This is a genomic window from Lentzea flaviverrucosa (assembly GCF_003350445.1).
Taxonomy (GTDB): Bacteria; Actinomycetota; Actinomycetes; order Mycobacteriales; family Pseudonocardiaceae; genus Lentzea; species Lentzea californiensis.
Genome location: NZ_QQAU01000025.1, coordinates 19,998 through 30,056, shown reverse-complemented (window position 1 = coordinate 30,056; position 10,059 = coordinate 19,998). Strand labels below are relative to the sequence as shown.

18 protein-coding genes and 1 pseudogene are annotated in these 10,059 nt (G+C 66.8%); all 19 read right to left on the bottom strand.

Features of this window, described 5'->3' with window-relative positions; translation table 11 throughout:
• A partial coding sequence (locus tag DFR72_RS44680; protein WP_147290332.1) for a single-stranded DNA-binding protein occupies nucleotides 1-104 on the bottom strand: 104 nt, incomplete at its 3' end.
• A gap of 180 nt (nucleotides 105-284) precedes the next feature.
• Entirely contained in the window at nucleotides 285-560 is a 276-nt protein-coding gene (locus tag DFR72_RS48050) for a DUF4326 domain-containing protein (protein ID WP_114774006.1), read from the bottom strand.
• A gap of 115 nt (nucleotides 561-675) precedes the next feature.
• Nucleotides 676-1,107 (bottom strand): hypothetical protein, encoded by a 432-nt coding sequence (locus tag DFR72_RS44670; RefSeq protein ID WP_143087023.1) that lies wholly within the window; start codon nucleotides 1,105-1,107, stop codon nucleotides 676-678.
• 286 nt (nucleotides 1,108-1,393) lie between these two features.
• Entirely contained in the window at nucleotides 1,394-1,534 is a 141-nt protein-coding gene (locus DFR72_RS46125; RefSeq protein ID WP_170176684.1) for a hypothetical protein, read from the bottom strand.
• A gap of 65 nt (nucleotides 1,535-1,599) precedes the next feature.
• Nucleotides 1,600-2,124, bottom strand: a complete 525-nt coding sequence (locus DFR72_RS44665) for a hypothetical protein (RefSeq protein WP_090074450.1) — start codon at nucleotides 2,122-2,124, stop codon at nucleotides 1,600-1,602.
• Between the two features lie 216 nt (nucleotides 2,125-2,340).
• Nucleotides 2,341-2,865, bottom strand: a complete 525-nt coding sequence (locus DFR72_RS44660) for a hypothetical protein (protein WP_090074452.1) — start codon at nucleotides 2,863-2,865, stop codon at nucleotides 2,341-2,343.
• 34 nt (nucleotides 2,866-2,899) lie between these two features.
• Entirely contained in the window at nucleotides 2,900-3,199 is a 300-nt protein-coding gene (locus tag DFR72_RS44655) for a hypothetical protein (RefSeq protein WP_143087024.1), read from the bottom strand.
• Between the two features lie 390 nt (nucleotides 3,200-3,589).
• Entirely contained in the window at nucleotides 3,590-4,297 is a 708-nt protein-coding gene (locus DFR72_RS44650) for a hypothetical protein (RefSeq protein WP_090074457.1), read from the bottom strand.
• A 57-nt stretch (nucleotides 4,298-4,354) separates the two neighbouring features.
• Nucleotides 4,355-5,179 carry a hypothetical protein gene (locus tag DFR72_RS44645; protein ID WP_090074459.1) on the bottom strand — a complete coding sequence of 275 codons (825 nt, stop codon included), beginning with the start codon at nucleotides 5,177-5,179 and terminating at the stop codon, nucleotides 4,355-4,357.
• A 110-nt stretch (nucleotides 5,180-5,289) separates the two neighbouring features.
• Nucleotides 5,290-5,472, bottom strand: coding sequence for a hypothetical protein (locus tag DFR72_RS44640; protein ID WP_090074462.1), 183 nt, complete (start codon nucleotides 5,470-5,472; stop codon nucleotides 5,290-5,292).
• Between the two features lie 341 nt (nucleotides 5,473-5,813).
• Nucleotides 5,814-6,236 carry a hypothetical protein gene (locus DFR72_RS44635; RefSeq protein WP_090074464.1) on the bottom strand — a complete coding sequence of 141 codons (423 nt, stop codon included), beginning with the start codon at nucleotides 6,234-6,236 and terminating at the stop codon, nucleotides 5,814-5,816.
• A 38-nt stretch (nucleotides 6,237-6,274) separates the two neighbouring features.
• Nucleotides 6,275-6,400: a hypothetical protein gene (locus DFR72_RS47660; protein ID WP_256241162.1), complete on the bottom strand. Its 126-nt coding sequence runs from the start codon at nucleotides 6,398-6,400 to the stop codon at nucleotides 6,275-6,277.
• Entirely contained in the window at nucleotides 6,376-6,915 is a 540-nt protein-coding gene (locus DFR72_RS44630) for a hypothetical protein (RefSeq protein ID WP_090074468.1), read from the bottom strand. The genes DFR72_RS47660 and DFR72_RS44630 overlap by 25 nt, the downstream gene beginning before the upstream one ends.
• Nucleotides 6,916-6,970: 55 nt before the next feature.
• Nucleotides 6,971-7,846: a hypothetical protein gene (locus DFR72_RS44625; protein WP_143087025.1), complete on the bottom strand. Its 876-nt coding sequence runs from the start codon at nucleotides 7,844-7,846 to the stop codon at nucleotides 6,971-6,973.
• 62 nt (nucleotides 7,847-7,908) lie between these two features.
• The gene (locus DFR72_RS44620; RefSeq protein ID WP_143087026.1) at nucleotides 7,909-8,136 is read right to left on the bottom strand and encodes a hypothetical protein; all 228 of its coding nucleotides are present in this window, start codon (nucleotides 8,134-8,136) and stop codon (nucleotides 7,909-7,911) included.
• 39 nt (nucleotides 8,137-8,175) lie between these two features.
• Nucleotides 8,176-8,556: a hypothetical protein gene (locus DFR72_RS44615; RefSeq protein WP_090074475.1), complete on the bottom strand. Its 381-nt coding sequence runs from the start codon at nucleotides 8,554-8,556 to the stop codon at nucleotides 8,176-8,178.
• Nucleotides 8,557-8,739: 183 nt separating this feature from the next.
• The gene (locus DFR72_RS47400; protein WP_090074477.1) at nucleotides 8,740-8,958 is read right to left on the bottom strand and encodes a hypothetical protein; all 219 of its coding nucleotides are present in this window, start codon (nucleotides 8,956-8,958) and stop codon (nucleotides 8,740-8,742) included.
• A gap of 46 nt (nucleotides 8,959-9,004) precedes the next feature.
• Nucleotides 9,005-9,256: pseudogene (locus tag DFR72_RS48045) on the bottom strand (terminase large subunit domain-containing protein); the annotation flags it as partial.
• 195 nt (nucleotides 9,257-9,451) lie between these two features.
• Nucleotides 9,452-9,922: a phage terminase small subunit P27 family gene (locus DFR72_RS44605; protein WP_211335817.1), complete on the bottom strand. Its 471-nt coding sequence runs from the start codon at nucleotides 9,920-9,922 to the stop codon at nucleotides 9,452-9,454.
• Nucleotides 9,923-10,059 lie beyond the last annotated feature (137 nt).

Sequence of the window (10,059 nt, the reverse complement as noted above, 5' to 3'; positions counted from 1 at the left end):
GAGGCGACCGTGAAGCTGGCCACCGCCGCACCGGACTGGGTAAAGCGCAGTTCGGGATCGGCAGTCAGGTTCCCGACCACCGTGATCGTCGTCTCTCCAGCCATGGCTGATCCTCTCGTATTAGCTCAATTGGTTTCGTGCGGATCTGTTGTGGACAGTCGTGCCGTTCAGCAGGCAAAAGGTTCCGCGCGGTTGAACTCCTGCGGCGGTTGAAAGGCTGCTGTAGGTCAGGTGGCCGACTCGGGTCCTCGACCGACGATGGACCTCAGAGCAGACAGGGCTTGTCAGAGCCCGGCGTGCAAGATGCCTGCCAGCACGTCGCCGTGGCATCGCCGGGGCGCGCACCAACATCCGAGGGCCTTTCCAGCGAGTTCCCCGAGCGCCGCGAGTAACGAGTCCTCACATGCGAGGCGGTGCTGGTACCGCTCGATCACGGTGTCTCGGTCGCCGTCGCGTCCCAGGACGAATGGGTTTCCCCACTTCGTGCCGCGGTCGATTCGGACGAACAAGCCGTTGGACTTCGCCCACGAGATCAGCCGAGGATGCACGCCGGCTCGCATACTGACGCTCACAGGCTCGCCAGCGCTTAGCAGCTCCAGTCGTGCGAGTTCGTCCTGCGACCATCCGATCATCGCCTGCCCCTTCCCCAGTTTCCTCGCACGCGAGGACCTGCTTCTACTTCGTCAACAGCGATCGTGCGTAGGCGACGATCACCTCGGGGTCGCCGTCGTATCCGAGGTACACCCGCTCGGAGTCAGGCGTGATCCAGACACCGTTCGTGGACTTGGGGTCGCTGCCGGTGTCCCGGATGTGATTCATGACGTGCGCGAGTGTCCAGGCAGCGTCGTAGTGGGTCGTCGGGTTGTGCCTCGCGGCGAGGGTGGCGACCACGTCGTAGTACTTGCGCTGTTCGTCGGTGAGCTGCTCGTAGACGCCGGACAGGTGGTTGCGATACTCGGCGGCGCCGTGCAGCGCGTACATGCTGACGTGCCAGGGGTGTACGTGTCCGATTCCGTCCATGTACAGCAGCACAAACATGGAGTAGACGCCGCGGTGCGGCTTGTTCCAGACCTTCCCCGGTTTCTTGGGGTTCGTGGTCTGTGTCACGAGCCGCTGTTCACCTTTCTTGGCCCCCTTGGCAGCCGTCTCCACCCAGTAGCGCTTCGTGCACCTCAATCCGCCGTAGGGCTAGTTTTCGACGACGTAGGCGGTCTCGGGGCTGGTGTGACCGTGTAGCACGGTCACCCGCTCGAGGACGGGCGCGGGATCGTTCGACATGACGCGGGTCTCCTCACGAGTACGGGGAACCGGGCCGCGAGAAGGCGACGCGGCCCGACAGGGAACGGCTTGGGGGACGTCGGCGGTGCCGTTCCAGGGCGAAGATCCTGATCGGCTACTGGACGCGCCCGAACCGTTCGTGCAGCGTGAGCTCGTAGCCGTGCGCGCGGTCGACGGTGTGGACCTGTACGTCGCCGGTGCCGGACAGGTCGACCGTCCGCCCATCGGGCAGCACAACCGTGACCGTCTCGCTCACACCAGCGCGCTTTCTTCCACTGTGGACGCCCGCTGTGTTGTGCGGCTCGGTTTCTAACTCTGGATTCAGAGCCTGATCATGCTGGCGGTGTCGTTGGCGCACACGACAGCGTCGATCAGGAACACCCGCGGGTTGTTGTTGTCGCGGTGCAGCACCATCCGGAGTTCGTCACGGTGCAGCCCGACATCGGTGATCAGCTGGTAGTCGTTGCCCGACCGCCACCTCAGCCCAATCACGTCACCCGGCTTGATGATGCGGGCGATGGTCTGCCACTCGTCGTTGTCCTGCGCGCGGCGCAGCGTGTGATCACACCGCGCGTGCTCGGTGGCGCCACCCAGCACGGACTGGATGGAGGAGCGGGCGGTGAGCTTGCGGTACCGGTCGCCCGACATGGTGCTGGTGTGCGGGAACAGGCGCTGTTGACGGGCGGTGTAAATCCTCGGCGCGGAGGTGTCCCACGTGCCGCTAAGGATGAGCTTGACGCAGCTCGCGCCGTCGTAGTCGCGGCAGAACTGTACGCTCTCCGCCGCGCGCAGTGCCGCAATGTCATCAGTGGTCAGGAACAACTCTTTCTCGTCTACGAGGCTCATGAGGCCTGGCCTTTCGAGTCGCTTGCGGAGCCGGCGCCATCGCCGGGGGACGCCGGTCGATCACGAACGCAGGGGTGCCGAGGCTGCGGGCACGGGATCCGGTCAGGGAGTCGTCGGCATATCGGGCGTGATGAACGCCGTGATGGCCTACGAGATCGCACGCGAGTCGTTGGTGCCGCGATGCCGCGGAGTCCTGCGAGAGCTGTGACCGGCCGCTTAGCAGTGGCAGTTGTTCTCGTCCGGCTTGTACTCCGCACGAGCGCGGGCGAACTCGCGCTCGAACTCGGCTGCGTTGTTCAGGTACTGCGGCGGGACCAGCGGGACGATCACGGGCGCGTCGTAGACGTGCTCGAACGCGGCGAACGCCCTGCCGAGCCGGTAGCCGTCAACGCGGGCGTCGTCGGCGTCGCTCACGGCCAGCTTGTCGTTGAGCAACTTGTACCAGGCGGTTCGCGCGCCATCGGCGTGCACGGCGTCGTCGTCCAGCACGACCGCGTCGAACGCGTCGACGACGTCGGCCACGCGGGCGCGCCGGCCCAGCAGAAGTGTCAACGCGTCGTCGCGCATCTTGATGGCCAGTGCCAGCGGTGCGCAGTCGGCCAGCGTGTCGGACAGGTGGCGGCGCCCGTAGTCGGCGTGGTCCGCGCTCAGGTTCTCCAGCAGGACCACGAGGGCGTGTGCGGACAGTGCGACGTGGATGTGGGCGTTGCGTTCGTTCTCGAAAGCCTGTGCGTCGAGCATGGTCGGGCTTCCCTCAGGGTCGATGGGGTGTGGATCAGAACGGCTGGGCCAGATTCCAGCCGCAGGTGCTGCACCAGGTGTCTGCGCGTTCACCGTGGGCGCGTTCGGCTTGCGCCTGGGTCACCCGCTTGGGGAACTCGTGAGAGGTGAACGTCGTCTCGTCGTCACGGTCCAGGCCGATCATGCTGGCCCACGCCGACAGCGTCTCCTCCGCATCGCCGCAGTCGCCCCACGACATCGCGTATCCGTGCTCGTGCGCCTGCCTGATGCCCAGTTCTCGGGCGTCGTCGGCGCAAAGGAACGCGGCGTTGTAGATGTAGCCCACAGCGGTCACGGCATTCACTCCTGTTTCGTGGCAACAGAAAGGCCACGCCGCACCGATAAGGGGTTCGGTGCGGCGTGGCCAGGTTTGGAGGGTGGTGTGAGGCAGGCTTAGGCCTGCCTCACAGGTTGCCTAGCGGCAATGCGTACGTGATGCGGCCGTCGCGCGAGTGTGTGGGGTCGCTGCACTCGTCGTCGCACAAGTGCTTGTCCGAGAACGCATCATTGCCGTCCTCGTCGTGGCGTAGCCCAGGATCGGCCACAACTGTCCGAGCGAGCGGTCGTTGTAGGCGTTGCGGGACAAGTCGACGATGGTCTCGAAGTCCGGGCCGGCCGCGTGGCACAGGTGCCGCAGCCCTACCAGCGCGTCACAGACGAGCTCCAGCATGACCAGCGGGCGTGATTAGGCGTTCGCGGCGGCGATCTCGCACGCGGCTTCCGGGCACTGCATGATCCGGAACCCCTGCCCTTCCGAGGCGCGTGCCTTCTCACCCAATGCGTTGATCTTGCCGATCACGCGGTCCAGGCGCTTGCGCATCAGCCGCGTGTTCTCCGCCGGGCCCCTGCGGGCGTACGGGGCCGGGCGCAGCACCGGCGGCATGAACGCCCACCCCGCAACCTGGCGGGCCTCACGTGCCAGCGCGGCCATGTCGTTGGCGCAAGCCCGGACTCGCGCGGCTTCCTTGATGTTCCAGTTGATCTCGACGAGCGTGGCCATCAGCCACGCACCGTCCCCGGTCTCGTGCAGCTCGACATCGTCCATCTCGAGCACCGCGTCACGCTTGCACTCCAGCAGGTGTGCGTGCTCCGCGAGGTCGTCCGCGATGGACTCCAGGTCGTAGGAGGCGTCCCGCACGATGGAGTACGGATCGTCGGCCGTGCCAGGATCCTGGTGATCCGTGCTGATCCACAGGTGCCAGTGCGGGGCATCCGGTTTGACGTGCAGCGGGTGGGTCTCGTCGACTGCCGCGCGCTCGACCCACCGGTCCGTCACCTGCGCATCCAGCAACCGGCCGCACAGCTTGACCTGCTCCGCGGTGCCCACGAGCTGTTCGATCTGCTCCATCGTCGCCGGTTCGACCGCGGTCGCGGTCACGCTGGTGGTGGTCATGATGGGTTCCCTCACGCGTGTCGTGTACTGCTCGGCTTGTGTCCTGTGTGGAGCGGCTCAGAGCAGTCCGGCCGCTCGGGCGGCGGGTTCGGTCAACAGCGACACACTGAGACGGGCCAGCAGCCGGGAGCGGTCAGCTGACGGTGACATCGGGTCCTCGCGGGCGTACCACCAGGCTTGGCCGGTTGCGTTGCCGGAGTTGAGCAGCTCGGCGATCTGGCCCGCGACGTCTTTGAGAGCCACGCCGGCCACAGGCACGCCCTTGCTCACGCGGGGAGCGACGACGGTCATGTTCCGCACGCCGCGGGCACCCAGCGGCGTGAGCAGCCACAGGCTGATCTCCCGCCAGTGGCCCGACGTGCGGACCGCGTAGTCGTGCTTCTCGGGGCTGTCAGACACCGCGTACCACTTCCCACGCGAGTCTGGGAGCGTGGTGTTGAGCAGGTCGACCACTCGTGAGATGGCTTCGGGATCCGCGCCGTCGGGGTAGAACGGGCGGATGTGCCAGGACTCAGTACGGCAGATCCACGCCTGGGTGCCCTGATCGAGCCTCATCGGCAGCGCGCAGCACTCGGGCAGCGGGGACGCCGAGGGCAGCGCCGGACCGGCCTTACGGTCGGGCAGGTGGTCGAACGACTCCACCCAGAGCTCGGGCTCACCGTTCGCGCCGGAGCGGGCGAACACGCTTGCCTCGCGGTAGGTGAACTCCCTGCCGGGCAACGCCCGCTTCCCGTCCGGGGTGTGGACCCGCGCGCCCGTCGCGGTGATCCGGACACGGCGCAGCTTGCCCACGACGTTGTGCCGCACTCCGTAGGCGGAGTGCTGGACGCGGACGGTCACGACGTCACCGGGCTTGACGGTCTTGACGATGTAGGACGGCATGGCAGGACTTCCACTTCTCGGGACGTTGGCGTGGACATGGCTGTGCCCCACCACCGTCCGGCGTGCGGACAGCAGTGGGGCACAGTCACAGCAGGGTGTGTGGCGCGGCTCTACTCGGCGGTGCGGCGCCTGTTGAACTCAGGGGTCAGGCCGCCGTAGCGGTAAAAGCGGGTCGTGCTGGGCCCGTAGCTGACGAGCACTCCGGAGTGCATGGCGGCAACCTCGGTGATGGGGTTCTCGAAGCCCTTGACCTTGTCGCCGAGCGCAAAGGCGGTGGTGGTGACGGTGTACATCGGTGGCTCCTTGGCGCTGTCGCGGTGGAACGATTGGGTTGATGTCGTCACGGTCAAGTGTTGCGGCGGGTGCGGGAGTTGCGGCGCTTGTCTCACGGTTCGTCGAGCAGGTCCGCCAGGTGCGGGCGTCCTCGGTGATGAGATTGGTCGGAGCGGTGATCGTGTGCCGCGCGGTGTGCAGGGATCCACCGTGCCGGTCGTTCCGGTCGCGGTCGGTGGCCAGGAGCCCGGCCGCCACCTCATCGAGATTGCCGAAGTCGACGTCGGCGCCCGGCGTGTAGGCCAGCCCGCACGCGAAGCATTGTCGACTTCCGCCAGGTGAGTGGCGGCGGGTGTCCGCATCAGACGTCGGCGTCCACCGCGACAGGTTCGTGACCGTCCTTGTTGTCCGGGCAGCTGTCCTCGGTACGGGCCACCATCCACGTGCCCGGCTTGACCCACGGCTCACCGCCGGTCGGGAACTTCCTGTGCAGCCACGCCACGCCGGCCTCGGTGAGCTGATGGATCTGCTGACGGCAGTGACGGCACTCGGTGAGCAGCTGCACCGGCACGGCCTCGCCCTCACGCTGACCGCGCTGGGTGCACCGCTGGCACGTCGGCGTCGGCCCGATCCTGGTGGACGGTGCGCCGTCACGCACCGCCGTGGCGGCCTCGGTACACATCAGGGTCCAGTTGCACTTGAGCCGCCCGTTCGCTAGGTAGACCAGCTCCTCGATCTCGTCATAGCGGGCACCGGGCAGCAGCGTCGCGATGTCGAACGGCATGAGGGTGATGGGCCTTTCGAGGGTGTTGGGAGACTTGGTCAGTCGGTGACGATCTCGTCGGTGGCGATGGCGGCGAGGAACACGGCCGCAGTGTCGGCGACGGCGGCGGCGAAGAACGCGGTCGCGGCGGGCGTGAACCTCAGGATTGGGTGCGGTGCCCGCACGGCGGACCGATGAGTGAGAGGCAGCACGCCCACACGGTCCGGCCGTCCGCCGTGGATCGTGGCCACGTCTTCGTGTTGCCGTGGTGGCCGTAGTTCAGTTGCGCGCACAGCTCATGCGCTAGTGGTTCGGTGATGTCGCCGCTGCCGTGGTGCATGGCGGTGAAGAAGTCGAACACGGTGATAGTGCCCCCGTGGTGCTTCTGCACCCGGTACCGGTCGTAGAGCGGCTGGAAGTAGTCGCACTGTTCATCGGTGCCACGGCCCTGGCATTCCCAGCCCTGCAACACCCCGTCAGCGAAACGCGGGTACAGGTTCACCGCCGTGCGGTACGCCGGGAACGTGCCGCGCGCGGCCGTGACGTGTACGTGCTGACCCAGCCCTTGGGGGTCGTAGCCGGACAGGAACGAGCACCGCGAACAGCGGGAGAAGTAGCCGGGGCTAGGCGGCTCGCAGTCCCACGCGGCTTCATTGACACGGCAGTCCACGCACATCGACGCGTCGACAACATCGGCCATCAGGCACACTCCAGGCTGAAACGACAGGGTCTTTTTGTTTCTGTGGCAGGGCTTGCTAGTCGTAGATGTCGCCGTCCGCGGTGAATTCCCGGTCGTTCTGCGCGACGTAGTCCCGCGCGTACTCCTCGCCCGTTCGGTATTCCATCTCGTCCCGACCGGCCGTCCACGCTGTGCTGATCGCGTCGCGCACGGCTTGCTCCAGATCCGAGCGCTGTTCAGCGGTGACGCGCGGCGAAGTCCGTGTGGGACAGGTCGGCGTGCACGGTGGCGCGGTCTCCTGCGGTTCGAGGATGTTCCCGAACCGCAGATCCGGATGCCTGTTACCCGCGTTCGCCTCCGCAGCTGCGGCCACCATCAGCAGCACGGTCCGACGCACTACGTCCGGGCGACGCGTCCGCCATTGGGCAACCGACCTCACCGGCGGACGAGTCTCGTCACACGTGCACACCGGTTCGTCGTCGTCTTCCACCCACACCAGCGTGTAGTCCGACCGGCGCCCGGTCAGCGTCACGTGGCTTATCCCGTTCACCCATGGCAACACTGGGGCGTTGCCGCGATCGAGGTGACCGGACACCGCGATGCACTGCCCTCGGTCCAGGCTCCAACCGTCCAGCCGCACCCCGTCGATACCGGGAAAGTCGTCCTCACAGTGGTCACCGTGCGACGGCGTGCCGAGCGCACCCGCCAGGCCGTACAGCATCGCGGCGGCCACGCTGTCGTTGTCGTGCTGGTCCCACCACACACCACCCAGCTTTTCCCGCACGATCTCGACCGCGCGCTCTTGAGCGACCGGGGACAACTCGGCGAACGTGAACACATCGGTCGAGATGACGTCGGTACGCAAGGTAAAGCTCCCTTGTGGACAGGCCGCTACACGGCGAATTCCTCTGCTGGCGAGGCTTACAAGTTGGGGCGAGACAGAAACCCGCACACCGCATCGACCACCACGACGGGGCGAAAGCAGAAGGGGTGTGCACCCACGACATACCCCTCTCACGCGACGTGGGCCGCGGGCTTGTTCTTGAGGCGCATCAGCGTCAGACCCATCCCCGCGCCGGCACCGAACGCAGCCCACGGCTGCCCGGCCAGGTCCCGCACCTCGTAGTAGTGGCGCGTGTACCGGCCACCGGTGGGCGTGGACATCCGTGCGATGTTGTACCGCTTGGCGAAACCGAGCAGCCCGCCGCACGCCGTGGTCACCCGGCCGCGCGCCGGTCTCATTGGACAGATACGCGTACGTGCGCTCACCCGGCTCCGTGCTCACCATCTCCGCGCGCCTGCGGTCATCGCCGCACGGCAGGCACAGCGTGCGGCCGTCCACGTCGATGGGCAGCACCGACCACACCGGGCCGTTGCCGGGGACGTGCAGATGTCCGCACCGGCAACGGGATACTTCTGCTGCGCGGGCGTGTCCCCGTTCGGCCGCCAACCGGTCGCGCGGTAGCGCCAGTAGTCGAACGACTCGTGCGGCGAGCCTGGCGCCAGGTCCACCAGGGCGAACGCCCTGCGATTGCCGCCGGCGCAGCGGGACACGTACGCCTCGGTGTACGGCTTGCCCGCCCGCTGCCCGGACAGCATCACCATGCCGAACTCACCGACCCCGGTGGTCCATGTGAACAGCGGTGCGAACGAATCCGCCACGACCGTACTTCCCTTCTAGCCAAGGGAGGGCCGCTCGTTCACCGCGCGGGAGGGGGTTGACGCGGCGAACGAGCGGCCCAGGGAACCCGTGACGCGGCAGACATCACGGGTACGACATCGGGCACCACGGCCCGGCTTACCTCACGCGCTCCGCGAACGTCAGCGAGCGCATCACGAACAAGTTCAGGTCGTGTCCACGACATCAACCCGGCACCTCCAGCCCGGAACAGCCTCACCACTCACGGCCACCTCCCGGCGAACCGCGCGGCAGGCACGAGCCCGCACCCGCACGGCGTGCGCGGCCATCACGTCCGACCCGTAGCCGGCCGCGTCGAACCGCACAGGGGCATGCCAGCGGCCGAACCCGTCGGCCCACGTGGCCACGGTCTCCACGCGGCTCATGCCGCCTGCGCAGCGCGCTTGCGTCGAACAGGCCCGAGTTCTTCGCCTGTGCGTACTCGTCCATGACGACGAACGTCGGGTTCAGATCCTGCTGAAGACCGGCGTCCGCGCTGACCGTGAAGAACGTTCCGCCCGTGGCGTGGCACGTGATCCGGTCACGAAGGACCGTGCACATGTCGCGGAGGATGGGCGACATCCGGACCATGCGAGCGGCTTCGCGGAACAGCAGCCGAGCCTGTTCGCGGGTGTTCGCGGCACAGACAACTTCCGGTGCGGTATCGCGGGTATCGGCGCACAGGTCGCGATATCAAGGATTGCGGTCCGGTGCCTCCGCGAGCCGTCCGCGTTGAGACGGTAGATCTCGTCGATAACAAGCTTCTGCCAGACGAGCAACCGGAACGGCTTACCGAGGTAGCTACCGCCGAGCGTGAGGTGTGAGACGAACTTCCGAACTCGACGACCCTCCGAAGGGAACCGCGTACTACGCAACGGCTCACCCCCGGTCAGTAGTCGTCTTCGTCGTCATCTCCCAAGAGGTCGGCGAGCGTCGTTTGCTTAATGGCAGACGCGGCGATACCGAGTCGAAGGCGCGCCTCCAGGTTGAGCCCCAACGTGGACTCGATAGCGCGCATCTCTCTTTTTCGGTGCTCTCGACGTAGCGAGGTAGCGGGTGCGGTACCGGCTGCCCGGTACTGCCGATCGTCATCAGCCCGTCCGCGTCGATAGCGTCGAGCAGCTCGGTACGCCGGTCGTGCAACGCGCAATAGCGCTCGATCACGTAGCGGTCGGTCTGCGGGTGGTACGCACCCTGGCCGGCCTTCCACACCTCGCGCCAAACCTCTTTGCCGGTCGAGCCGAGCGAGGAAGGCACGCGGGGAGCGCGTCCGTCATGGACCACGGGAGCCTGAGCGACGTCGACCGCGCCTCGCGGGTTGCCGCTCGGGTTCGCCTTCGCGCGGGACATCTCTCACCCCTTAAAAGTTGTAACTTGCGATGTGCGACACATCCATTTGGGTGAAGAATTTGAGTGAATGACCTGGAATAGCGCTTCACCGCGCGCCGGTCGCCAGCAAACTCAATGAAAGTCCTCAAACGGCGTCG